The 22,513-nt window shown below is 72.9% G+C and carries 20 protein-coding genes and 1 pseudogene; 7 read left to right on the top strand and 14 right to left on the bottom strand.

Features of this window, described 5'->3' with window-relative positions; translation table 11 throughout:
- Positions 1–69: 69 nt before the first annotated feature.
- A complete protein-coding gene (locus tag AB0M76_RS31330; protein WP_365956109.1) occupies positions 70–747 on the top strand; it encodes an HAD family hydrolase in 678 nt (225 codons plus the stop codon).
- Positions 748–773: 26 nt separating this feature from the next.
- Here the strand turns inward: AB0M76_RS31330 and AB0M76_RS31325 are convergent, their stop codons facing one another.
- The gene (locus AB0M76_RS31325; protein WP_365956108.1) at positions 774–2,684 is read right to left on the bottom strand and encodes a cellulase family glycosylhydrolase; all 1,911 of its coding nucleotides are present in this window, start codon (positions 2,682–2,684) and stop codon (positions 774–776) included.
- Between the two features lie 274 nt (positions 2,685–2,958).
- Between AB0M76_RS31325 and AB0M76_RS31320 the strand changes: the two genes are divergently transcribed.
- The 3 genes from AB0M76_RS31320 to AB0M76_RS31310 all read left to right on the top strand — a co-directional run bounded on the left by AB0M76_RS31320 (position 2,959) and on the right by AB0M76_RS31310 (position 4,641).
- Positions 2,959–3,261 carry a hypothetical protein gene (locus tag AB0M76_RS31320; RefSeq protein ID WP_365956107.1) on the top strand — a complete coding sequence of 101 codons (303 nt, stop codon included), beginning with the start codon at positions 2,959–2,961 and terminating at the stop codon, positions 3,259–3,261.
- A gap of 238 nt (positions 3,262–3,499) precedes the next feature.
- Positions 3,500–3,961 carry a cyclic nucleotide-binding domain-containing protein gene (locus AB0M76_RS31315; protein ID WP_365956106.1) on the top strand — a complete coding sequence of 154 codons (462 nt, stop codon included), beginning with the start codon at positions 3,500–3,502 and terminating at the stop codon, positions 3,959–3,961.
- Positions 3,962–4,197: 236 nt separating this feature from the next.
- Positions 4,198–4,641, top strand: a complete 444-nt coding sequence (locus tag AB0M76_RS31310; RefSeq protein ID WP_365956105.1) for an SSI family serine proteinase inhibitor — start codon at positions 4,198–4,200, stop codon at positions 4,639–4,641.
- A 119-nt stretch (positions 4,642–4,760) separates the two neighbouring features.
- Here the strand turns inward: AB0M76_RS31310 and AB0M76_RS31305 are convergent, their stop codons facing one another.
- Together AB0M76_RS31305 and AB0M76_RS31300 are read right to left on the bottom strand one after the other, a co-directional pair.
- Positions 4,761–5,615, bottom strand: coding sequence for a GNAT family N-acetyltransferase (locus tag AB0M76_RS31305; protein WP_365956104.1), 855 nt, complete (start codon positions 5,613–5,615; stop codon positions 4,761–4,763).
- A 32-nt stretch (positions 5,616–5,647) separates the two neighbouring features.
- Positions 5,648–6,076, bottom strand: coding sequence for a hypothetical protein (locus tag AB0M76_RS31300; RefSeq protein WP_365956103.1), 429 nt, complete (start codon positions 6,074–6,076; stop codon positions 5,648–5,650).
- Between the two features lie 149 nt (positions 6,077–6,225).
- Between AB0M76_RS31300 and AB0M76_RS31295 the strand changes: the two genes are divergently transcribed.
- Complete coding sequence (locus AB0M76_RS31295; RefSeq protein ID WP_365956102.1) at positions 6,226–6,966, top strand: Sir2 family NAD-dependent protein deacetylase; 741 nt, start codon at positions 6,226–6,228, stop codon at positions 6,964–6,966.
- A gap of 50 nt (positions 6,967–7,016) precedes the next feature.
- On the opposite strand, the gene AB0M76_RS31290 is transcribed toward AB0M76_RS31295, so the two are convergent.
- The 7 genes and pseudogenes from AB0M76_RS31290 to AB0M76_RS31260 form a co-directional block, all read right to left on the bottom strand.
- Positions 7,017–7,502, bottom strand: coding sequence for a VOC family protein (locus AB0M76_RS31290; RefSeq protein ID WP_365956101.1), 486 nt, complete (start codon positions 7,500–7,502; stop codon positions 7,017–7,019).
- Between the two features lie 158 nt (positions 7,503–7,660).
- Positions 7,661–11,239 (bottom strand): bifunctional glycosyltransferase family 2 protein/CDP-glycerol:glycerophosphate glycerophosphotransferase, encoded by a 3,579-nt coding sequence (locus tag AB0M76_RS31285; protein WP_365956100.1) that lies wholly within the window; start codon positions 11,237–11,239, stop codon positions 7,661–7,663.
- Between the two features lie 179 nt (positions 11,240–11,418).
- Positions 11,419–11,793, bottom strand: a complete 375-nt coding sequence (locus tag AB0M76_RS31280; RefSeq protein ID WP_365956099.1) for a hypothetical protein — start codon at positions 11,791–11,793, stop codon at positions 11,419–11,421.
- Positions 11,794–11,888: 95 nt separating this feature from the next.
- Positions 11,889–12,314, bottom strand: a complete 426-nt coding sequence (locus AB0M76_RS31275; RefSeq protein WP_030295551.1) for a roadblock/LC7 domain-containing protein — start codon at positions 12,312–12,314, stop codon at positions 11,889–11,891.
- 80 nt (positions 12,315–12,394) lie between these two features.
- Entirely contained in the window at positions 12,395–13,186 is a 792-nt protein-coding gene (locus AB0M76_RS31270) for a transcriptional regulator (RefSeq protein WP_365956098.1), read from the bottom strand.
- Complete coding sequence (locus AB0M76_RS31265) at positions 13,183–13,587, bottom strand: hypothetical protein (RefSeq protein WP_266631973.1); 405 nt, start codon at positions 13,585–13,587, stop codon at positions 13,183–13,185. Before AB0M76_RS31265 ends, AB0M76_RS31270 begins: the two co-directional genes overlap by 4 nt.
- 234 nt (positions 13,588–13,821) lie before the next feature.
- Positions 13,822–14,037: pseudogene (locus AB0M76_RS31260) on the bottom strand (helix-turn-helix domain-containing protein); the annotation flags it as partial.
- 267 nt (positions 14,038–14,304) lie between these two features.
- On the opposite strand from AB0M76_RS31260, the gene AB0M76_RS31255 reads away from it, so the two are divergent.
- Complete coding sequence (locus AB0M76_RS31255) at positions 14,305–14,475, top strand: hypothetical protein (protein ID WP_365956097.1); 171 nt, start codon at positions 14,305–14,307, stop codon at positions 14,473–14,475.
- A gap of 111 nt (positions 14,476–14,586) precedes the next feature.
- Complete coding sequence (locus tag AB0M76_RS31250) at positions 14,587–15,825, top strand: helix-turn-helix domain-containing protein (protein ID WP_365956096.1); 1,239 nt, start codon at positions 14,587–14,589, stop codon at positions 15,823–15,825.
- Between the two features lie 2 nt (positions 15,826–15,827).
- Here the strand turns inward: AB0M76_RS31250 and AB0M76_RS31245 are convergent, their stop codons facing one another.
- From AB0M76_RS31245 to AB0M76_RS31230, 4 genes are all read right to left on the bottom strand, one after another.
- On the bottom strand, positions 15,828–17,780 hold the full coding sequence (locus tag AB0M76_RS31245) for an APC family permease (protein ID WP_365956095.1): 1,953 nt from the start codon (positions 17,778–17,780) through the stop codon (positions 15,828–15,830).
- A gap of 51 nt (positions 17,781–17,831) precedes the next feature.
- On the bottom strand, positions 17,832–19,235 hold the full coding sequence (locus AB0M76_RS31240) for a helix-turn-helix domain-containing protein (protein WP_365956093.1): 1,404 nt from the start codon (positions 19,233–19,235) through the stop codon (positions 17,832–17,834).
- A 322-nt stretch (positions 19,236–19,557) separates the two neighbouring features.
- Positions 19,558–20,013, bottom strand: coding sequence for a (2Fe-2S)-binding protein (locus AB0M76_RS31235; protein WP_365956092.1), 456 nt, complete (start codon positions 20,011–20,013; stop codon positions 19,558–19,560).
- 35 nt (positions 20,014–20,048) lie between these two features.
- Positions 20,049–22,259 carry a molybdopterin cofactor-binding domain-containing protein gene (locus tag AB0M76_RS31230; protein ID WP_365956090.1) on the bottom strand — a complete coding sequence of 737 codons (2,211 nt, stop codon included), beginning with the start codon at positions 22,257–22,259 and terminating at the stop codon, positions 20,049–20,051.
- Positions 22,260–22,513 lie beyond the last annotated feature (254 nt).

Here is a 22,513-nt window from a genome sequence, read left to right as displayed (position 1 = left end):
CAGCACACTTGACGCATCGGATGCCAAATTGCCGGATCCAGGCTCTCCCGGCCTGCCTATCCTTCCCTCATGATCACTTCCACCGAGCCGTTCGAGCTCGTCATATTCGACTGCGACGGGGTCCTCGTCGACACCGAGCGGATCGCTACCCGCGTGAACGTCGCCCTCGGCGCGGAATTCGGCTGGCCGCTCACCGAGGACGAGGCGATCAGCCTGTTCATCGGCCGCTCCAGCGCCTCGAACCGGGAGCTGGTCGCCGACCGCCTCGGCGCGGAGGCCGCCCGGGAGTGGGAGGAGCGCTTCGCGCAGATGCACACGGAAGCGGTGGACGCCGGACTCACCCCGGTCGACGGCCTGCCCGAGGCGCTCGCCGCGATCACGCTGCCGACCTGCGTCGCCTCCAGCGGCAGCCACGAGAAGATGCAGCACACCCTCGGCCGCACCGGCCTCTACGAGCGCTTCGCGGGCCGCATCCACAGCGCCACCGAGGTCGCCCGCGGCAAGCCCGCCCCCGACGTCTTCCTGTACGCCGCGCAGCGCATGGGCGTCGACCCGTCGGCCTGTGCGGTGGTCGAGGACAGCCGCCCGGGCGTCGAGGCGGCCCGCGCGGCGGGCATGCGCTCCTTCGGCTACGCGGGCGGCCTGACGCCGGCGTCCCACCTCGCCGGCCCGGGCACGGTCGTGTTCACCGACATGCGCGACCTCCCGGGCCTGCTCGCCGGCGCCGCTGCCGACGGCGGTCGCTGACGTCGCCGACCTCGTGGGTGAACGGATCAGGCGGACGGCAGCGGGCGGCACAGGAGCGCCGCCGGGCCCGGTCGGGAGGCCGCGCGGGTGGTGAAGGCGATGCCCGCCGCGTACTCGGTGGGCAGGCACTGCCCCTTGTAGTCGCCGTACGCGTACTCGCCCCCGGGGACACCCGGCGGGCGGTTGTCGCCGCGGTCGAACCAGAGCGTGCGCCCGCCCGCGGGGAGGGCCGTCCGGGACGGCGCGCACAGCGCCGCCGAGACCCGCTCGCCCTGCAGGCTGTACCCGATCAGGAACTGGCCGGCCGGACACTGGAACTTCGTGTACCCGGTCGCCCAGTCGCCGCCCGCCGGGACGTACGCCTCGTCGCGGACCACGGTGTGCCCGCCCGTCGGGGCCCGCAGGTCAGAGGTGGTGCACAGGCCGCGGCCCCCCGTGTGCCCGAGTCCGGCCAGGCGGGCGCCGTCGGGGCAGACCGCCTTGCGGGCCCCGCTGTCCCAGTCGCCGGTGGCCCGCGTGCGCAGCGAGGCGTTGTGGTCTCGGTGGTCGATGGTCAGCTGGTACCAGGCGGGGGTGGCGGGCACCTGCCCGGTGCGCCCGGCGGTGGCGGCGAGGGCGGTCCACGGCTGCGTACGCCAGTCGGCCGCGTCCAGTACGCCGGACCGGCGGCCGGAGGAGTCGTAGCGGAGCATCGCCCAGGTGTCGCCGCCGGGGGCGCCCTGGGCGGTGGTGCTCCAGCCGACGAGCGGCCAGTAGGCGAAGTCGGCGTCGGCGGCGGTCAGATAGCCGGTGAGGTTCTGGAACCAGGCGCGCGGGACGGCGCCCGTCTCGTCGGCGCCGATGCCGAACTCGCTGATCCAGACGGGGGCGGTGAAGTGGGTGCCGGTCTCGGCGGATACGTAGAAGGCCTGGTCGTAGAGGGTCTGTTCGAGCTGGGCCCGGCTCATGTCCTGGTAGCGGAGGTCGCTGGTCTCGCCCATGCCGGTCGCGCCGCTGTGCCGGGGGCCGGTGTACCCGTAGAAGTGGGCCGAGTACACGAGCTTGTTGGACACCACGAGCGTGTGGGACAGGGTGCGTACGGGGGTGAGGGTGGGGCGGCCGTGCGGGAAGCCGTCCACGGGGATGCCGGTCCAGTTGATGCCTTCGACCACGATGAGCAGGTTCGGGTTGGCCTCGGCGAGGATCCGGTCGCCGGCCTCCTGGGCGGCAGCCTGCCAGTCGTGGCCGTCGCCGAGGCCCCAGTTGGGGTCGTCAAGGAAGTCACGGCGGACCTCGTTGTAGAGGTCGGCGCCGACCACGCGCGGGTTGTCGCGGTAGCGGCGGGCCAGGAACACCCAGTCGTCGGCCCACTGGGCGGTGGACCGGCCGCTGTTCCAGCGCTCGTTGCCGTCGAGTCCGCAGCACCAGCGGGTGGTGACGGTGTGGTTGTTGAGGATGACGGCGAACCCGGCGTCGGTGAGCGCCGTGACGACGGCGTCGTAGACCTGGAGCGGGGTACGGCCGCGCAGCGCCGGGTTGGCGGCGACGGCCGTGTCCGGGACGGGGGCGGTGGTGCGGAGCATCTCGTTGGAGAAGGGCAGCCGGATGCTGTTGAGGCCGAGGGCCCGGAAGTCGGCCAGCAGGGTGGGCAGCGGCACCCGGTCGAGTCCGAGCGGGATGCCGTGGGAGTCCTGGCCGCTGTGGTGGGTGGCGGGGTCGTTCCGGTCGCCGGAGCCGCCCCAGGAGCCCTGGGCTCCGTCCCAGTTGCCGGAGCGGAGGCGGAACCGGTTGCCGTTCGCGTCGACGATGTAGCGGCCGCGGGTGGACAACGGCGCGGTCCACGCCTCCCCCGTGGGCGCGGCCGGCGCGGCCACGGCGGGCACCGGAGCGGCCACCGCCGGCAGGACTCCCACCAGCAGCAGGAGGGCGGTGAACAGCGCGCGGACGAGGCTCTTCATGTCGCTCCTGGCGGGGTCGGGCCGTCCGGGCCTGTCTGGCAACGGACGGATGCCGCGGCCAAGTTACCGGCCGGTCGCCGACCAGGGAACCCAAAGGAGCGCCGACTTTCCGGCCGCCGCCCCGCCGGCGCCCATGCCGGTCGCAAGGCCGGGACGGGCGGTGGTGCGGGCCCGCCCCTTACGTGCGGTCACCCTGGCGAAACCGCCCCGCGCGGGGCCCTCAGCGCCTACCGTGCCCCTGAGGGGGACGGGAACGCACGGGAGGGTGGGGCAGATGGACGAAGAGGAAGACCTGCGGCTGGCGAGGATGACGCCGGAGATCTCCCGCCGCACCCTCACCATGCTGCGCGGTCTCGCCGGGCTCGAGCCACCGGAGCAGGTTCCCGAGGACGCGATGATCGTCGCCGACGCGATCCTGGCCGAGCACGGCACCGACGGGCTGCGCGTCCTGGTCATGACCCTGGCGGCCTGGGCCACGGCGCAGATCGAGAACGTCGCCGAGCTGAGCCGGCGCAGCCACGAGGCGGTCCTCGACGCGATGGAGCTGGCCTGCCTGGAGGCGAACGCCGAGGACTGACCCTGCGCCGGGACCCCGGACAGCAACCCCGCGCAGGGGCTCTGCGGAAGGACCGCCCGGACGGACCGCGCGCGGGTGACCCCCGGGAGGGACTTCGGGGAGTCGTCGGCGATGCCCCCGTCCGGGGTGTGCAGGGCCGCCTGTGGGGTACTCGGACAACCGGGTGATGCGCCGGGCCTGCATTCGTACGGGCGTCGGCGACACTGGGGGTAGTGGGGGGCCCTGATCGGAGGCCGTCGTGAGCACACCTTCCCCCATCCGAATCGCCGCCGTCCTCTCCGCCGAACATCGCGGACGGCTGATGTCACAGGCCCGTGAGGTCAACTTCCCCGAAGGCGCGACGATCTTCGAGGAGGGCGGCCGCGCGGAGGCCTTCTGGATCGTGCGGTCCGGCACGGTGACGCTCCAGATCCCCCTGCCCGGCCGCCGGCCCGCCCCCGTCGAGAACCTCGGCCCCGGTGAACTGGTGGGCTGGTCCTGGCTCTTCCCGCCGTACGTGTGGCAGCTGAGCGCGGAGGCGATGACCCCGGTGCGCTCGTACGAGTTCGACGCGACCGCCGTACGGATGCTGATGGACGCCGACCCTGCCTTCGGCTCCGCCGTCGGCCATTGGGTCGGACGCGTGCTCGCGCTCCGGCTCCAGCAGACCCGCACCCGGCTCATCGACCTCTACGCCCCGCGCATCTCGACGACCCGCTAGGACGCCGAAACCGCCCCCGGGGGCCGGTCCCGACCCGCCCCCGGAATGTTTCAGCGCGTGTGTTCGGCCGATTCGGCGGCCCGCTCCCCCACAGGTCAGCACCCCTCACACGGCTGCGGTCTGCATACATTCGCTTACGATCGGTGACGAGAAATGGCCATACGAACGGGCGTTCACGGTCCGTGTCGGCAAGACTCCTGTCCGCTATCCGAAGCAACCACTCAAGGGAGTTCGAAATGCGGTCCATCGCAAAGGGTCTCGGCCTCGGTTCCGCCGCCATGGCGCTCACCGCTCTCACGGCTCTGGCCTGGCCCGGAGCTGCCGACGCCGCACCGTCCGGTGCGGAGAGCCTGTACGCGCCGTCCGCCCTCGTCCTGAGCATCACGGCCGGGGAGGACACCACGTACGGCACGGTGCTGCGCGCGGTGACGCTCGTCTGTGCGCCGGCCCCGGGCGGGACGCACCCGGCCCCGGCCGCCGCGTGTGCCGAACTAAGGGGGCACTCGCACGAGTTGGACGCGGTCGCGGCACCGGGCGCCGGCGTCGACTGCACCAGGGAGTGGAACCCGATGACGGTCACCGCCGTCGGGGTGTGGCAGGGCCGCCGGCTGAACTACTCGTACACCTTCGGCAACCCCTGCGGCCTGCGGCACACCAGCGGCGCCCTGTTCGGATTCTGACCCGGCACGACGCGACCGGCCGGGCGGCGTCGTGCGACCGCCGTCCGGCATCCCGCCCCACGCCGCCCCACGCCCGCCTCACGCCCGGCGTCCCGTCGGGCCGTCAGTCCGTCGGCCCATCAGCCCAGTTCGAGGCTCGTCACCCCGTACACCCCGGCCAGCTCGACCTCCGGGGCAGGGCCGGTGTACATCCGGGCGGCCTCGAACGAGGGGGCCAGCCCCATACCGGCCAGCAGGGCGGTGGCCGCCGGATTGGCGTCGGGCACGTCCACGGCGACCGCCCCGTCGGGGGTGTGCTCCGCGAGCCGGTGCAGCAGGGCGGCCGCGATGCCCGGGGTGGAGGCGTACAGCGGGCCGATCCGGGAGGCTCCGCTGCACGGGCGGATCACGCCGAGGCCCTCGATCCGCCCGTCGCGGACGGCGGCGAGGGCGGTGCGGCCGGGCAGGCCGGTCCAGGCGGACAGGAAGGCGTCGCGCGACGCGGGGAAGAACCGGCGGTCGTAGGCGGCCAGTTGCCCGAAGGGGAGCGCGGCGGCGTCGACCACCTCGACCCCGGCCCCCTCCGCGCCCGCGCCGTTCACCCGTGGGGCGCCCTCGTACCGGACGTTGTTCCAGGCCGAACGGAACCCGGACTTGCGGTAGTTGTCCTGCTGGTCGACCACCCCGTCCAGGCCGACGAGCCGCCCGTCGAGCCGCTCCATCCCGGCGTTCCACAGCCGGATCCCGTAACCCTGCCCGCGGACGGCGGGGCGGGCGATGTAGAAGCCGATGAACCCGAAGGCGGACCCGTACCGCACGGCCGAGATGCAGGCGACCGGTTCACCGTCGATCCGGCCGACGAGGAAACCGGCCGGATCGGCGACCGCGAAAGCGAACCGGTCGGAGTCGCCCGGGTTCCACCCTTCCTCATCGGCCCAGGTACGGATCATTTCCATGTCGGCGGCGCTCGCGCCGGTGATCTCGAATCCCGTCATGTCCGGTGTTTTACCAGACGGCGTACGGGCGGTCAGCCCGCGCAGATCACGTCGTCGAGCTTGATCGGCCGCGAGTCGAGCCGCACGTATGCCGTGAACGTGTCGGTGCTGTCCGCGCTCCAGTGCGTGGTGACGGTGGCCCAGCCGACACCGGCCGACTGGGCGACGGTGACCGCGCCGATGGCGATGTCCCAGGGCTCGTTCCGGGCGCAGAGCAGAACGTCGGAGTACGGGCTGTGTGCCTGCTTCTCCTTGAGCTGCTGCGAGACGCGCTGGTCGCGGTCGTGCGGGGAAGGGCCGTGGTGGCCGTAGAAGGTGGCGAGGAAGGTACTGATCTCGGTGGCGTTGTGCCGGTGGCGGACGCCGACCGGGGCGGGGTCGGCGACGGCGGTGGTGGTCGGGGCCGGCAGCGCGAGCAAGGGCAGCAGCAGGGCACCGAGGCTGTACGGCATGATCTTCATGCGGGATGTGTAACCACCGCGGGTCTTCGCGGGCAGGGGTGGACCGCGGATCTCACTCCTGTGGGGGGCGGGATTCACCGCAGAAACGACCCTCTCGGACGAAGGTAATCCAGTCGCGGGTCGGTACCGGCCGTACGTAGGGTCGGGGCATGGGGAAGCCGCTTGTCGCAGTGTTGAGTGGGGCCGGGATGTCCACCGACTCCGGGATTCCGGATTACCGGGGGCCGCAGGGGTTGTGGCGCCGTGATCCCGGGGCCGAGAAGCTCGTGACGTACGAGTACTACATGGCCGATCCGGAGATCCGGCGCCGCTCCTGGCAGATGCGCGCCGAGGTCGGCGCCCTCGGGGCGCGGCCGAATGCCGCGCATCTGGCCGTGGCAGCGCTGGAGCGCGGCGGCACCCCGGTCCGGGTGATCACGCAGAACGTGGACGGGCTGCACCAGCTCGCCGGGATGCCGCCGCGCAAGGTGTTCGAGCTGCACGGGACCGCGCGGGCGGTGGTCTGCACGGCCTGCCACGCCCGGTCGGGGATGGACGAGGCGCTGGCCCGGGTCTCCGCCGGGGAGCCTGATCCGGCCTGTCTGGCCTGCGGCGGGATCCTGAAGTCGGCGACCGTGATGTTCGGCGAGCGGCTCGACCCGGAGGTGCTGCGGCAGGCCGTGGCCGTGGCCAAGGGCGCTCACGTGTTCATCGCCGTCGGGACCACGCTCCAGGTGCAGCCCGCCGCCTCGCTGGCCGGGATGGCCGCCGAGGCGGGGGCCCGCCTGATCATCGTGAACGCCGAGGAGACCCCGTACGACCCGCTCGCCGACGAGGTGATCCGCGAGCCGATCGGGACGGCCCTCCCGGCGCTGCTGGCCCGGATCGGCGATCTCGGCCCGGCCGCCTAGGCTTCGGCTCGGGCGCGCCGGAGCTCCTCCTCGGGCATACCGGAGCCCTGTTACCCGGCGTCGGCCGCCCGGCGCATCTCCGCCACGTCCAGCTTCTTCATCTTCATCATGGCCGCGGTGGCGCGGGCGGCCCGCCCCGGGTCCGGGTCGGTGACCAGGTCGATGGCGCCGGCCGGGACGACCTGCCAGGACACCCCGAACTTGTCCTTGACCCAGCCGCAGGCGGACTCCTGGCCGCCGTCCTTCGTCAGCTCGTCGTAGTAGTAGTCCGACTCCGCCTCGTCGCCGCAGTGGATCTGGAACGAGATCGCCTCGGTGAAGGGGAACTGCGGACCGCCGTTGAGGCCGACGAACTTCTGGCCGTTGATCTCGAACTCGACGACCATCACGTCACCGGCCGTGCCCGGCCCCGCCTCGTTGTAGTAGCCGGTCCGCCCGATCTTCCCGTCCTTGAAGACGGACACGTAGTAGTCGGCGGCGGCCTCCGCGTTGCCGTCGAACCACAGGCACGTGGTGAATCCGTTGCTGCTGCTCATGACTGCCTCCAGGCGGGTGCGTGGTCGAGTCCGTGCGGTGGGGCACCGTCTCGCTCCTATACAGACCGGCCCCGGGCCCGAAATTCATCGGTGGGCCCGGGGCCGGTCTGTAACGCGTCCTGAATGCACTCCTACGGCTTACACCGCAGGCCTGCGGCTCACACCGCGGGCTCGGCCGCCATGCCGAGCATCCGGTCGACGACGCGCTCGGCGGCGCCGCCGTCGTCCAGGTCGCAGAACTCGGCGCGGAACGCGGCCCGCGCCTCCTTGTACTCCGCTGCGACCGAGTCCGCGCCCCGCACGGCCTCGATCAGGCTCGCCGAGTCCGCCAGCAGCGGGCCGGGGGCCTTCTCCGCCAGGTCGAAGTTGAAGCCGCGCAGCGTGGCCCGGTAGTGATCCATGTCGTACGTGAAGAGCAGGATCGGCCGGTCGGTGAGCGCGAAGTCGAACAGCGCCGAGGAGTAGTCCGAGATCAGCACGTCGGCGACGAGCAGCAGGTCCGTCGCGTCGGGCCAGCGGGACACGTCCACGACGAAGCCGTCGCGCACGTTGTCCCGGACCTGCTCGGTGACGTGGTGGTGGCCGCGGACCAGCAGGACGTGGTCCTCGCCGAGCTCGCGCCGCGCGGCGTCCAGGTCGATCTGCAGGTCGAGCTTGTAGCCGCCCGACCAGCCCTCGCGGTTCTCGCGCCAGGTCGGCATGTAGAGGACGACCTTCTTGCCCTCGGGCAGGCCGAGCCGGCGGCGGACCTCCGCGATCCGCTGCGCGTCGGGCTTGACGAGCGCGTCCGTACGCGGGCTGCCGGACTCGATGACCTCGCCCTTGTAGCCGAGGGCGCGCTTCAGGAGGGGCGTCGCGTACGAGCTCGGGGAGGCGAGCAGCGACCACTGGGCGCTGTCGTGCTCCAGCGCCTCGAGGATCTCGGGGCTCGTGTAGTAGTCGTGGATGAAGTCGTGGCCGATCTCCTTGATCGGCGTCCCGTGCCAGGTCTGGACGACGATCTGGCCGGCGCGGCGCCGGAAGCGCTGCGGCACGTTGTCGTTCACGACGTAGTAGCGGGCCCGGGCCAGGACCTCCCAGGCCTCGACGCTGTCGTACTGCACGGCGCGGGCGGTCGCGGGGACCTCGGCGCGGCCGTCGCGGACGAGCCAGACGTGGTCCAGCTTCTCGCCGCGGCGCAGCAGCTCCTCGTGGATGGCGCGGGGCGAGTCGCCCGCGCCGTTCCCCTGGAAGGTGTCGTAGACGACGATGTCCTTGACCGGCAGGGCGCGCTGCGCCGGGTAGGTCTCGTACCGGGTGACGCGCTGGGCGTACCGGGTGCGGTCGTGCGGGCTGAGCAGCGGGTCGGCGACGAGCACCATGCGGTCGTAGAAGCGGGCCTCGACCCGCATCCGGCGGCCCTCCACGGTGAGGGCGTGCGGCCCGGCGTGCAGGGCGGTGGGCGCGAACTGCACCGGGGCGCCGCGGTCGACGCCGAGCAGGCCCGCGGTGGTGCCGCCCTGGGCGAGCGGGCGCAGGGTGGGCCACCAGCGGCCCTGCGGCAGCGTGGTGCGGCCGGCGTAGGCCTCGGGGAGCACGGGCTCGAACGAGGACGCGAAGCGGTCGCCGTCGCGGGTGAGGGGGTAACTGAACTCGGTGCCGTGGGCGTCGTGCAGGACCAGCTCGTACGGCTCGTCGGACGGGGCGACGAAGCGGCCCTTGAGCGTGACGGTGCCGTCCTGGGTGGCGACCGAGTCGACCAGCGGCGGCGAGGGCTGCACCGAGAGGGTCAGGTGTCCGGTGTTGCCACGCTTGGCGAAGAGGGCGCGGCCCGCGTCCCCGCCGGTCAGGGGCACGACCAGGCCGGCGAAGCCGCCGCGCTCGTCGTGCACGAGACGGTGGTCGGAGCCGTCGGCGCCGACGATGGTCAGGCTCCACGGCTCGGGGGTCCACTCGCCGGGCTCGCACGCGGCGTCCGGTACGGCGGCCAGCTCGGCCAGCGGTACGCGCACGGTGAACGGGATCCGCCCGGCGCCGCCGGCGGCGGTCTCGAGCGGGAAGGTGAGGACGGTGCCGGTGGAGACGTGCTCGGCGCGCAGGGTCGCGTCGGTGCCGATCTCGGCGGCGAGCTCGCCGGCCACCTCGACGGCGTCGTCACCGGCCGGGCGGACGTCCAGGGCGCGGGCCCGGACGACCTCCACCTGGATGGTGAGGGCACCGGTGGAGTTCGGGACGACGCGGACGTCCGGGGCCACCCAGTGGGCGGGCGGGTTCTGGGCGGTGTCGGACTCGCCGCCCTTGAGACGGGCGCGGTGCAGGCCGCCGGCGCCGGTGACGGCGATGGACGTGGTCCATATGCCGTCGTTCCACTTGCCGCCCGACTGGAAGACGGTGGGGTCGACGACGGCGGTGAAGCCGGCCCAGTCGGCGTGCCGCAGGGCGAGGTGCGGGGAGTTCACGGTGGCCATCGGGGAGGCGACCGTACGGGTGCTGACGACCGTGCGGCGGCGCTTGCCGCCCTCGCGGAAGACCAGCACCTTGCGCGAGCCGAGGCGGCTCTCCGCGCCGAGGTGGCCGGGCAGCGCGTAGCCGCGCAGCAGCAGCTTGCCGTCGCTCCAGACGGCCTGCTCGAGGCGGCTGACGACGCGGCGCTCGCGCGGGCCGAGGGTGAGGATCTTGGCGGGGACCGGCGGACGGCCGTGCAGGAAGGGGTAGTCGGCCTGCGGGCGGGCCAGCCCCTTGACGGGGACGCTGTAGGAGTAGTCGCTCTGGTGCTGCGTGAGGGCGATGAAGTCCTCGACGCGGCCTTCGCGGGCCAGGTACGCCTTGAGGCGGTCGGCGACGGTCAGGGCGGACCAGGGGCCGGTGCCGATCTCGCGGACGAGCCCGCCGACCTCCTTGACGAAGGCGGCCCGGAAGTCGGCTCCGCCCTCACCGACGTACTTGTAGATGAGCGGGAGCTCCTCGCTCAGCACGTTGTAGTCGTAGTCGCGCAGGTAGCGGACGTACTTGGCGCCCTCCTTGGCCTTGAGGGCCTCGCGGACCAGGCGGACGGAGGTGACGCGGTCGATCAGGGAGACCGGGTCGGTGGAGCGCTGGGTGATCGAGCGCTCGCCGGTCTCGCGGACGCGCCAGTGGTAGACGCAGTCGCTGATGACGTCGACGCTGGACGCGAAGTAGTGCGCGGGGATGCTGACGGGGGCGTCCTCGTAGAGGATGCCCTCCGGGTACTGGAAGCCGTGCTCGTCCCAGAAGCTGCGCCGGTAGACCTTGTTCCACGCGGTGCGGTCGGTGACCAGCGCCGGGAACTTGGAGATGTGGGTCTTCAGCTGCGTCTTGGCGAAGGCGGCCCGGTGGCCCCAGGACTGCTGCATGCCGACGGAGCGGAAACGCTTCACGTTGCCGCCGGCGAAGTCGGAGCCGGTCTCGTCGAGGGCGGCGATCAGGCGCTCGTAGGCGTAGTCCGGCATCGTGTCGTCACTGTCGACGAAGGCCAGGTACTCGCTGTCCTTGGACGCGTGGCGGGCGCCCACGTTGCGGGCGGCACCGAGTCCGGCGTTGTCCTGCATGACGACCCGGAACCGCTTGTCCCGTGCGGCGAAGGCCTTGGCGATGACGGCGCTGGTGTCGGTGGACCCGTCGTCGACGAGGATGCACTCGAAGTCGTCGAACGTCTGGGCGGCAATGGACTCCAGGCACTCGTCGAGGTAGAGCTCGACGTTGTAGACGGGGACGACGATGCTCAGGCGCGGGGGCATGGGTGGCGGGTTCTCCAGCGTTTTAAGCTATTTCGATGATCAGGTGATGACAGCATCCTACTCGGTAACGGGATGATAAAATCCCCCCATCATGGACATATAGCCCTTGTCCCCCGGGGCGGACGGCAAAGAATTCAGCCGCCCGCCACCTCTGCGTCGGGGTCGGACCGAACGTCTGCTCAGACTTCGAGCTCCGCCTCGATCTTCTTGAGCTGGTGCCGGGCCATCGCGAGGTTGGCCCTGCCGCGGTCGAGCGCGAGGTAGAGGAAGAACCCCTTGGAGTCGCGGCTCTTCAGCAGCCGGATGAGGTGGTACTGGCTGCCGAGGGTGATCAGGATGTCCTCGATCTCGTCCTTGAGGCCGAGCATCTCCATGGTGCGGACCTTGGCGCGGACCACATCGGTGTTGCCGGCCGCGGCCACCGCGAGGTCGAGGTCCTTGCCGCCGCCGATGGTGCCGAGGGCCATGCCGCTGCCGTAGTCGACCAGGGCGGCGCCGATCGCGCCGTCGATCGTGGCGAGGGTTTCCTTGAGTGCGGTCTCCACGTTGGCCATGAGGGGCCCTCCTTCTTCTTCTACCGTTTCTACGGTGTCTGCGGTTTCTGCGGTCTATCGGTGGTGGGTACGGGGTGTGGTGCCGGCAGCGCGGCTCAGGCCGACGGGATCTCGGGGCCGCGGCGCCCGAGGACGTGGTCGATGAGCTCCGCTATCCGGAGGCTGGAGCGGCGGGCCTCCAGATGGAGCCGGCCGACGTTGACGCGGGGCTCCGCGATCAGGGTGAGGACGGCCGCGTCCCCGGCCGCGTAGGTGGCGACGTATCCGTGTTCGCCGCGTATCAGCAGCTCACGGAATCCGCCCTGTCCGGTGCAGTCGCTGAGCCGCTGGGCCACTCCGAGGGCGGCCGCGGTCAGTGCCGCGACGGACTCCACCTCGGTGGCGGCGCTGTCCTGCGCGAGAACCAGGCCGTCGGCGCTGCCGGCGAGGGCGCCGGTGAGCTGGGGGACCCGGGCGCGCAGCCTGCGGAGCTCGGCGAGTATGTCGGCCTCGGCCTCGGGGGGCACCATCGCCGTGCTCATGTCGGCCTTTCTCGTTTCGGGCTGCCTCCGCTCGGAGCGGTCGGCGCGCTCGGAGCGCAGAGCCGGTCGCAGCGGGAGCCTCACAGGCTTGCCTCCAGTGCGTCGCGTAACCGGCGAAGCAGCGCCACGTCCGGGGATTGGGTCTGGGTCATCCAGTCGGGCAGGGGTGGTTCGACCGGTGTCAGGACCGGCGTGTGCGGGGTCTCGACCAGTCCGGCCGCCGCGAGGCGCCGTACGTCGAGCAGCGTGTGGAACGCCGGCCGGCCCAGCACCCACGCGAGGTCCGCGGGGGTCCGTACGCCGTCCGCCTGGGCCAGCAGGATCCGCTGGCGCGCGGTGACGGTCTGGCCGGGGGCGGCGGCCCGCGGCACCACGGGGGAGGTGTCCAGCAGCGGGTACGGCCACACGGCGTCGAGCAGCTCCCGCCTGCGCCGGGTCTCCCGCTCGACGGCGGCGGCCGGGACAGAGCGGACGGAGCCGATCCAGTGGGTGGCGCCGCGGCGGAACCGGGAGGGGCCGGTGCCCGGGGACAGGGCGAAGAAGGCGGCGTCGAATATCGCGGCGAGATGGCAGATCTCCAGTTCGCCGCCGGCGAGGCCGCCGCTGTCCACGAGGAAGCGGGCGACCTGGCGGCGGGCGCCGGCCCGGTCCACCGCCTCGCGCCAGCGCTCGGGGGCGAGGCCGCCGCCGGTGGTGAGGAGTACGTCGAGGCCGGGGGTGGCCGGGCTCTCTGCGTGCACGATGCGGCCGTCCTCCAGGAAGAGGGTGCCGCGGTCGCGGAGCAGGGCGCCGGTGGCGCGCTCGGCGGCGAGCCGGGTGAGCAGGGGGGAGACGGCGACGGCAGCGAGGCCGCCCACCTGGGTCCCGGTCATCTGAGGACCAGCCCCTCGGCGAGGACGCGGAGTCTGTGCCGGGCGAGGGCGAGGTTGCCGTCGGTGCGGTCCAGCCACAGGTGGAGGAAGACGCTGCTGTCGAAGCTGGTCTCGACGAAACGGAGGACGTGGTATCCGGTCCGGGTGGTGACGATCAGGTCTTCCACGGGCTGGCCCGCGGGCTCACCCTGGGCGGAGTCCGGGGCCGGCTGGGCGAAGGACTCGTACTCGGCGGCCGCCCGGGCCAGCTCGGCGGTCTCGGCGGCGGTGGTCTCGTGGTCGCCGACCGGCGAGTCCCCGGCGGTGCCGAGGGCCAGTCCGCTGCTCCAGTCGACCAGCGCGGCCCCCCGCGCACCAGGCAGGGCCATGGCTTCGAGCAGGCATTCGTCGATCCCGGGCACGCGGGCTCCCCTCCCGGCCAGACGTGCGAAGTGCACGGTCTACGGCGCGACAGGAGGGAACTTACTCACGTTCCACAGCACGGATGGGGCTTCTGGCATTTTCCGCTGGAACATGCACAGAACCACGCGGCAGCTTGGCCGGAACCCGTCGACTTCTGATCACGAATGTTGATCACCGCCGCCGGTCGCGCAAGGGCGCCCGGGGGCTCACGAAGCAAGCGGAAGGTGCTCCGCGAGCCGGAACGCGCCGCCCTCGCGCTCCACGTATCCCTCATGGGTGAGGGTGCGCAGCAGGTGGTACACGGTGGGCAGCGGAATGCCGGTGACCCGCGCGAGCCGTTTCGCCGTCGCCCCGCCCTCGGCGTGCATCGCCTCGACGAGGCGCAGCGCGCGCTGCACGGAGCCGATCAGGGTGGGTGCGCTGTCCTTCTGGCTGCCGTCGGTGCCCATGAATACTCCCCCTGCTCCGGTACGAGTCCTGGCACCCCCATAAAAGTCGCTTACCGCCCGCAATCCCAGCTGACTCGCGCACTTCCGGGCATAAGATCACCACGCTTCGGGTCCGCTCCCCCCACACTCGCGCAAAACACCGCACTCCGGCCCCGGTTCGGGCCGCATCGCCGCCGCGCGGCGCAGGCTCGCGCAGGGGTACGGGGAACAGTTCGCGGCCGAGATGGAGCGGGGCGGGGCGCCGGGTCGCTGCTCGGCGCGGGCACAGTGTGGACAGCACCCACCCGCCGGCCCATCTGCGCCGGCAGTGCACGGCGGCGGGTCGGCCCGTACCCGGCTCAGGTCGTCTACGACGCCCGCGCGGCCGCAGTTGCCGCCGAACTGGCCCCGGTCCGCGCCGCGCCGGCCCGCCGCGTCATCCGGGACTTCGCGGGCTGACCGGCCGCGGCGGCCCCGCCGCGGGGTATCGGGTGCATTCGGACACGCCGGCGGATGCGGCACGGTCCGGGCCCTCCCCTCGAACCCCTCCCACGTGTCACTCTGCCCGTCATGGAGCGGATCATCGAGGAGATACGAGAGGACCTGTCCCGCCGCATCGCGGTGACAGCGGACCGGCTCGCCGACCGGACGCTGGCCGAGGACCCCGCGTACGCCGCCCTGCTCGGCCGGGCCGAGCTGCGCGAGCGGATCCACCACAACCTGCGGCAGGCGGTCGAGGGCCTGGTCCTCGGCATCCGCGGGCTGCCTGTGGAACTCGCCGATGCACGCGCCACCGGTACGCTCCGCGCCGAACAGGGCCTGCCGCTCGCCTCGCTGCTGCGCACCTACCGGCGCGGCGGCCGGCTGGTGTGGCAGGCCCTCAACGAAGCCGTGGCCGCGCACGACCCGGCGGCGCTGCCCCGGCTGCTGCCGGCCGCGGGCGTGCTGTGGGACGTACTGGACCAGCTGACGGACGCGGTGGCCGACGCGTACCGCCGTACGGAGGCCGCGCGCTGGGACCGCGACCGGGAGCGCCGGGCGGCCCTCCTGGACGCGCTGCTCGACGGCGCGGGTCCGTCGGACGGGCCCGCGGTCTCGGAGGCGGCGGCCCAGCTGGGTCTGCCCGAGCGCGGCCGGTTCGCGGTCGTCGTACTCGGCTCGGGCGGGTCCGGCGATCCGGGCGGCCCCGGCCGGCCCGGCGCCGAGCCGGCCGCGAGCGGCCTGCGCGTGCTGTGGCGGATCCGCGCCGACGGGGAGACCGGCCTGGTGGAGCTGGGCCACCATCCGCTGGAGTCCGTACGGGAGCTGCTCGGCCCGCTCAGAGCCCGGGCCGGGGTCAGCCCGGTCGTGGAGACCCCCGGCGACCTGGCCCGGGCACGCTGGCTGGCCGCGCTGGCGCTGCGCACCGTCCCGGCGTCCGGCGGTCCGTGCACCGCCCTGCTGGACGAGCGGCTGCCGACGGCGCTGGTCGCCTCCCAGGCCGAACTCGCGGGCCGGCTGCGGCAGGTGGTGCTGGGGCCGGTGCTGGCGCTGCCCGCGGAGGACCGCCGGGTGCTGCTGAACACGCTGGGCACCTGGCTGACCTGCCACGGCTCGACGACGTACGCCGCCCAGCGGCTGTACTGCCACCGCAACACCGTCTCGAACCGGCTGCGGCGCCTCGAGCAGCTGACCGGCCGCACGCTGTCCGACCCCGCGCACGTCGTGGAGCTGGCGCTGGCCCATGCGGCGGTGCTCCAGCGGGCCGCGGGCGAGCCGGCCGCACCGGGAGCGAAGCCGGCCGGCCGCGCCCCGCGCCGCAGCAACTGACCTCAGGCCTTGGTCGATTCCGCCGGCTCGTGCGGGGCGGCCGGCCGGGCCGACTCGAGCAGGTACGGTACGTCGATCACCGCGACGCCCGGGGTGAACAGCAGCCTCGCCTTCAGCCGGAACGCGTTCTGGTTGTGCAGGGGCTGCTCCCACCAGTGCCCGACCACGTACTCGGGGATGACCACGGACAGGATGTCCGTCCCCTCGGCGGCGGCCAGCTCCTGGATGTGCGCGAGCACCGGCCCGACGACCTCGCGGTACGGGGAGTGCAGGATCTTCAGCGGGACGCCCGGGTCGTGCTCCGCCCATGCCTCGCGCAGCCGGCGCGCGTCCTCCTCGTCGGCGGCGACGGTGACGGCCGTCAGGGTGTCCGGCCGCAGTGCCTGTGCGTAGCCGAGCGCCTTCAGCGTCGGGGCGTGCACGTTGGCGACCAGCACCAGCACGTGGTGGCGGGAGGGTTTGCGCGGTCTGACCCCGGGGGCGACGGCGACCTGGGCCGAGACCCGGTCGTAGTGCCGGCGGACCCCCTTCATGCCGAGGAACAGCAGCGGCATCGCGATGACGACCAGCCAGGCGCCGTGCGTGAACTTGGTGAGCAGGACGATGACGAGGACCACGGCGGTCAGGGTGGCGCCGACCGCGTTGATCGCCAGCCGGCGGTGGATGTGGATCCGCTGCTCCCGGGGCGTGGCCGGGGAGGCGAGTTCGCGGCGCCAGTGCCGGACCATGCCCGCCTGGGAGAGGGTGAAGGAGACGAAGACGCCGATGATGTAGAGCTGGATGAGGCGGGTCAGCTGGGCGTCGAAGGCGATGATGAGGGCGACGGCGGTGAGCGCGAGCAGCACGATGCCGTTGGAGTAGACGAGGCGGTCGCCGCGGTTGAAGAGCTGGCGCGGTGCGTACCGGTCCTTGGCCAGGATCGAGGCGAGCATCGGGAAGCCGTTGAAGGCGGTGTTCGCGGCGAGGATCAGCACGCCCGCGGTGACGGCCTGGAGCAGGTAGAAGAGGAAGTGCCAGCTCCCGAAGGTGGCACGGCCGATCTGGGCGAGCGCGGTGGACATCGGTGTGCCGGCCGGCAGGCCCAGTTCCGTCGGGTCGGCGGCGACGTGCACCTGGTAGACCATGGCGAGGATGGTGATGCCGAGGAACATGGTCACCGACAGGACGCCCATCACGGCCAGGGTGTTGGCGGCATTGCGGCTCTTGGGCCTCCGGAAGGCGGGCACTCCGTTGCTGATCGCCTCGACGCCGGTCAGCGCCGTACAGCCCGAGGCGAAGGCCCGCATCACGAGGAGCACCAGGCCCAGGCCGGTGAACGTGGCCTCCGCGGTGATCGGGAGGTCGGCGGACTCGGCGCGGATGGTCTCGCCGGTCGCGAGCCGGACCGCCGCCACGGCGAACATGACGTAGATGACGAGGACGAACCCGTAGGTCGGAATGGCGAAGATGCGTCCCGACTCCCGTACGCCGCGCAGGTTCATCAGCATCAGCAGCACCACGAACCCCACCGACAGGCCGACTTCGTGGTCGCTGAGCGAGGGGATCGCGGAGGTGATGGCGTCCACGCCGGAGACCACGGAGACGGCTACGGTCATGACGTAGTCGACGAGCAGTGCGCTGGCCGCCGTCAGGGCGGCGGTCTGGCCGAGGTTCTCGGAGCTGACGATGTACGCACCGCCGCCGCCGGGATAGGCGTAACAGGTCTGCCGGTAGGAGGCGACGACCACGATCATCAGGAAGACGATGGCGGCGGCGGCGTACCAGGCGAGGTGGAGCAGCGCGACACCGCCGAGGGCGAGGATCAGCAGGATCTCCTCGGTGGCGTAGGCCACGGAGGAGAGCGGGTCGCTGCAGAAGATCGGCAGCGCGAGCCGTTTGGGCAGCAGGGTCTCGCCCAGTCGCGCGGTGTCGAGCGGTTCACCCACCAGCACGCGCTTCAGATTGATACGCCTCATCCCGGCATGATCGTGCATATTTCATGCACTTCGCCCCTTATTGGGGCTGTGTCATGCCGTGAACCCGGCCAGTTCCTCAGCCCGGTGAGCCAGCCAGAGGTCGTAGCGGGCGCTCGGCGAGCGCAGCAGCGAGCGCTCCAGCAGCGCCTCGATCCGGGCCAGCCGCTTGCGCGTGCCCGGCACCGAAATGCCGAGCGCGGCCGCCGCCGGGACCAGGTGCGCGTCGTGGCGCAGCCAGGCCCGTACGGTCTCCCGGGCGCCGGGCGGGGCGTCCCGCCCGGCCAGCGGCGCCAGATGCGCGTGGGCCCAGGCCGCCAGGTCGGGGTGGCGCAGTACGCCGTCCAGATCGGCCGGAGCGCCGGCCGCGCCTCCGGGGGAAACCCCGGCGGCGGCGCCCGTGGCGGCCCCCGCGCCGCCGCCCGCCCCGCCCGGGGTCAGCCGCAGCGCGAGCGAGAGCGCCGCCTGCTCGGGGAGCCGCGCGAGGTCCACGCCGAGCACCGACTCGATCAGGCGCAGCCGGGTGGCCAGGGTGTTGCGGTGGATCTTCAGCAGCCGCGTCGCGTGCGAGCAGAAGTTCAGCCAGGCGTGCGCGGTGGCCCGCAGCTCCTGCGGGCCGGGGTCCTGGGGGCGCCGGGGCACGTACGTGTGCAGGGGCGCGAGCAGGGCCTCGGCCCAGCCGGTCCCGGCCGCGTGGGCGGCCAGCTCCAGTTCGGGCCCGGGGCCGAAGCGGGCGTGGCGCCCGCCGCGGCCTCGGGCGACGGCCAGGGCGTGGAAGGCCTGGGTGTAGGCGGCCGGGGCCTCGCGCAGCCGCAGTTCCGCGCTGACCCCGACCGTGCAGTCGCGGGCCACCGCCGCCAGCGCCTCGGCCAGCGGATCGTGCGCGGCCGAGGTCGCCGCGAGGTCGCCGGGGACCAGCACGATGAGGTGGCGCACGTACACCGGGCAGCGCACGATCCAGGCCCGGCCGCCCGTCAGCTCCTCGCAGAGCCGGGCCACCTCGCCGCGCTCCCCGGCCCGGCACTCCACGACGTACATCCGCATCGGCTCGGGCAGCGAGGGGCAGAGCGCCTCGGCGATCTGGTGGGCGGTGGAGAGCCGGCCGTTCATCAGCAGGTGCAGGACGGCCTCGCGGGCCCGTGATTCGGCGAGTTCGGCCCGCTCCTCGCGCCGCTCGGCCTCCTCGGCCCGCAGGACGAGGGCCAGTACGGCGGCGGCGTCCGCGAGCAGCGCGGACGCTCCCGGGTGGTGCGGCGGGTCCGGTACGGCGGCCAGTGCGCGGCTGCCGTCCAGCGCGAACAGCAGCGCGGCCGGGCCCTCGCCGTGCAGGACGGCCGACCGCGCGCCCCGGGCGCGCAGCTCCGCGGCCCCGCGGACGGCGAGTTCCGGGCCCGCGGCTGCGTCGGCGTCCACCACTCCGGTCCAGCCGCCCAGCCGGGCGGCGAGCCACTGCAACACCGCGGCCGAACCGCCCGAGTGGGCGAGCCGGTGCAGCTTGAGGATGTCCTCGGACCGGCTGCGGGCCCGGTCCGCCGACGTTTGCGGGATGCGCGGGTGCGAAATGAGAGGTCCCTTCGGTCCGGGTCGCGCTGTCGCAGTCGACCACCCGGTGTATCACTGTGCTGAGTGATACCCGCCCCGCCCGGTCACTGTGCACGGCGGACCCTGCGAACCGGCAGCCGGCCGCCTAGGTTTGACCGCGAGCGGTCGGGCCCCGGGAACGACGGGGGAGTCCCCGGGGCCCCTCTCGCTCACGCCCGGATCACTCACGCCCGGTCGCTCACATCCGGGCGGCCGCGCTGCGGATGGCCTCCCGGATGCGGAAGTAGGTGCCGCAGCGGCAGATGTTGGCGATGGCGTCGATGTCCTCGTCCGTGGGCGTACTCGTGCGCTTCAGCAGGGCGACCGCGGCCATGATCTGGCCGGGCTGGCAGAAACCGCACTGGGAGACGTCCTGTTCGAGCCAGGCTTCCTGCACGGGGTGCAGCTCGTCCCCGTTCGCCAGTCCCTCGATGGTGGTCACCGTCTTGCCGGCGCACTCGGAGACGGGCACCACGCACGGGCGGATGTCCGTCCCGTCGAGATGGCTGGTGCAGGCCTTGCAGACGTCCACGCCGCAGCCGTACTTGGGGCCGCGTACGCCCAGCATGTCGCGGAGCACCCACAGCAGGGGCAGATCGTCGGGCGCGTCCACGGTGACGCTCTGCCCGTTGACGGTGAAGGTGTGCGAGGGCACGGCGGACTCTCCTGAACTGACTGGCTGTTGCTGTTCTAGCGGGGGTACGGGGTGAAGTCGACGTCGAAGTCGAGGGGGAAACTGCGCGGCTTGCTGCCGGTGGCCCGGGCCCAGGCGTTGGCGATGGCGCCCACCGCGGCGGGTACGCCGAGCTCGCCCGCGCCACCCGGCTCCTCCCCGGTGGCCGGCAGCACGAAGACCCGTACGTCGTGCGGGGTGTCGCGCTGCCGGGCCCAGTGGAACTGGCTGTAACTGCCTTCCAGCGGCAGCCCCTTGTCCAGGTGCAGCCCGGCCTTCAAGGTGGTGGAGATCGCGTCGGTGAGGCCGCCGATCATCTGGGCCTCCAGTCCGCGCGGGTTGACGGGCAGGCCCACGTCGACCGCGATGACGGCCTTGGTGACGCGGACGTGCTCCGGGTCGCGGGTGTCGATCTCGACCAGGCAGGCGGTCCGGGACTTGTACTCGTCGTGGAAGGCGATGCCCTGCGCGCAGCCCGCCGGCATCGGCCGTCCCCACTCCCCCTCCGTCGCCGCCTTGTCGAGCACCGCGCGCTGGGCGGCGGTCTTCAGGAAGGCGCGCCGGAACTGGTACGGGTCCTTCCCGGTCCGCGCCGCGAGTTCGTCGACCACGATCTCCTCGGCGCCCCGGGTGTTGGCGGAGTACACCGAACGCCAGGAGCCCGTCGGGATGCCGGTGGGCACCTCGCTGAGCCCGTGGGTGGTGAGCCCGAAGTGGTAGGGGGACTTGATTGTGGTGTGGAACAGGGTCTGCGCCAGGGTCGCGTTGCCGATGCCGAGCGGCAGGCTGGCGGCGGTGGCGGTGATGATCTCGCCGAGCCCGTGCCGGAAGTCGGTCTCGGCGGCGGCCACCCGGTGCTCGAAGCTGAGTACCTCGCCCAGCAGGTGGGTGGCGCGGATCTTGTGGTGGGTGGCGGGGCGCATCCGGCCGTGCCGGGTGTCGTCGACGCGGGTCCACATCAGCCGGACGGGACGGCGGCAGGCCTTGGAGACGCGGGCGGCCTCCAGGGCGGCGTCGAAGAAGAGCCGCCGCCCGAAGGAGCCGCCGGCCTGGACCACGTGCACGGTGACCTTGTCCAGCGGCAGGCCGAGCTCGGCGGCGATGGTCTCGCGGGCCACGATCGGGGACTTCAGCCCGGACCAGATCTCGGCGCGGTCGTCCCGTACGTCGGCGACGGCGGAGTTGGTCTCCATGGCCGCGTGGCTGACGAAGGCGAAGTCGAACTCGGCGTCCACGTACAGGGTGAGCAGCGGCGGCACCAGCAGCGGCGGGGTGGCGGCGCGCAGCTTGGCGCGGATCTGCGCGTCCGAGAGCTCGTCGGCGGGGCCGGGCCCCCAGGTGACCTGGAGGGCGGCCTTGGCGTCGAGGGCCTGCCCGAAGGTCTCGGCGACGACGGCGACCCCGGTCGGGACGGTGACCACGTGCAGGACGCCGGGCATGGCGCGGACGGCGGCGAGGTTGGCGACGGCCTTGACGCTGCCGCCGAGGGAGGGCGGGCGGCGCACCACGCAGGGCTTGGCGCCGGGCACGTCGAGGTCGAGGGTGTACTGCTGGGCGCCGGTCACCATGGCGCGGGCGTCGATCCGGCCGGTGGGCCTGCCGACGAGGGAGTGCTTCGCCGCCTTCTTCGGGGTGGCGCCGAGGACGATCAGGGCGGGGTCGGCGGCGGCCGCGGAGAGGCTGCCGTAGTCGGCGGTGCGTCCGTCGGGGGCCCGTACGGCGCCGTTCGCGGTGGTCAGCGAGGAGGCGGCGAGGCCCCACCGGCGGGCGGCCGCCGCTACCAGGCGGGCCCGGGCGGTGGCGGCGGCCTGCCGGACCGGCCCGTAGAGGGAGCGAATGGAGTTGGAGCTTCCGGTGAGCTGGTTGAACAGCAGCTCGGGCCGCGCGTCGTCCAGTTCCACGCGGACGGCGGCCAGCGGCGCGTCGAGCTCCTCCGCGACGAGCATGGCCACGGCGGTGGTGAGCCCCTGGCCGACCTCCTCGCGCGGCAGCCGGAAGCGGATGGTCCCGTCCGTCTCCACGGAGAGCGCCAGCAGGGCGGAGGTGGGCGCGCCGGCCAGGATGAACAGGTCGCCGAGGTCGACCAGATCGGCCGGGGCGGGCAGGCTCGGGACCACGGCGTGGGCGGGCTGCGGGGCGAGGACGTCGGCCCCGGCCCGGGTGACGAGGGCGAGCGTCGGCGCCGCGACGAGGTACGTGAGGAAGGAGCGGCGGCTCTGCCCGGTCATGTTGCTGTGTCCCCAACCCTGCGCGGGCCCGCGTTCGCGGGCCTTTCCCCGGCTCGTTACCGACACGTAGAGTAGCGATCACCTGGCGGGGTGGGAAGCGGGGCGACGGTAACGGCCGCGCGGGGAGGGGGTCCTTCGTTCGGGGGGGTACTCCCGCGGGGGTGTTGATCCGGCTCGGGTACAGGTTCTGCCGCGCGGAGGTCTCGTACATCTCGTCCGTACGATCGATCCACGCCCTCCGAAGGGCCGGTTTC

It is taken from the genome of Streptomyces sp. NPDC051364 (assembly GCF_040682115.1).
Taxonomy (GTDB): Bacteria; Actinomycetota; Actinomycetes; order Streptomycetales; family Streptomycetaceae; genus Streptomyces.
This window is presented reverse-complemented; position numbering and strand designations above follow the sequence as displayed.

Coding starts and splice junctions, on each gene's coding strand:
- AB0M76_RS31330 (WP_365956109.1), top strand. CDS start 70: ATGATCACTTCCACCGAGCCGTTCGAGCTCGTCATATTCGACTGCGAC.
- AB0M76_RS31325 (WP_365956108.1), bottom strand. CDS start 2,684: ATGAAGAGCCTCGTCCGCGCGCTGTTCACCGCCCTCCTGCTGCTGGTG.
- AB0M76_RS31320 (WP_365956107.1), top strand. CDS start 2,959: ATGGACGAAGAGGAAGACCTGCGGCTGGCGAGGATGACGCCGGAGATC.
- AB0M76_RS31310 (WP_365956105.1), top strand. CDS start 4,198: ATGCGGTCCATCGCAAAGGGTCTCGGCCTCGGTTCCGCCGCCATGGCG.
- AB0M76_RS31305 (WP_365956104.1), bottom strand. CDS start 5,615: ATGACGGGATTCGAGATCACCGGCGCGAGCGCCGCCGACATGGAAATG.
- AB0M76_RS31300 (WP_365956103.1), bottom strand. CDS start 6,076: ATGAAGATCATGCCGTACAGCCTCGGTGCCCTGCTGCTGCCCTTGCTC.
- AB0M76_RS31295 (WP_365956102.1), top strand. CDS start 6,226: ATGGGGAAGCCGCTTGTCGCAGTGTTGAGTGGGGCCGGGATGTCCACC.
- AB0M76_RS31290 (WP_365956101.1), bottom strand. CDS start 7,502: ATGAGCAGCAGCAACGGATTCACCACGTGCCTGTGGTTCGACGGCAAC.
- AB0M76_RS31285 (WP_365956100.1), bottom strand. CDS start 11,239: ATGCCCCCGCGCCTGAGCATCGTCGTCCCCGTCTACAACGTCGAGCTC.
- AB0M76_RS31280 (WP_365956099.1), bottom strand. CDS start 11,793: ATGGCCAACGTGGAGACCGCACTCAAGGAAACCCTCGCCACGATCGAC.
- AB0M76_RS31275 (WP_030295551.1), bottom strand. CDS start 12,314: ATGAGCACGGCGATGGTGCCCCCCGAGGCCGAGGCCGACATACTCGCC.
- AB0M76_RS31270 (WP_365956098.1), bottom strand. CDS start 13,186: ATGACCGGGACCCAGGTGGGCGGCCTCGCTGCCGTCGCCGTCTCCCCC.
- AB0M76_RS31250 (WP_365956096.1), top strand. CDS start 14,587: ATGGAGCGGATCATCGAGGAGATACGAGAGGACCTGTCCCGCCGCATC.
- AB0M76_RS31245 (WP_365956095.1), bottom strand. CDS start 17,780: ATGAGGCGTATCAATCTGAAGCGCGTGCTGGTGGGTGAACCGCTCGAC.
- AB0M76_RS31230 (WP_365956090.1), bottom strand. CDS start 22,259: ATGACCGGGCAGAGCCGCCGCTCCTTCCTCACGTACCTCGTCGCGGCG.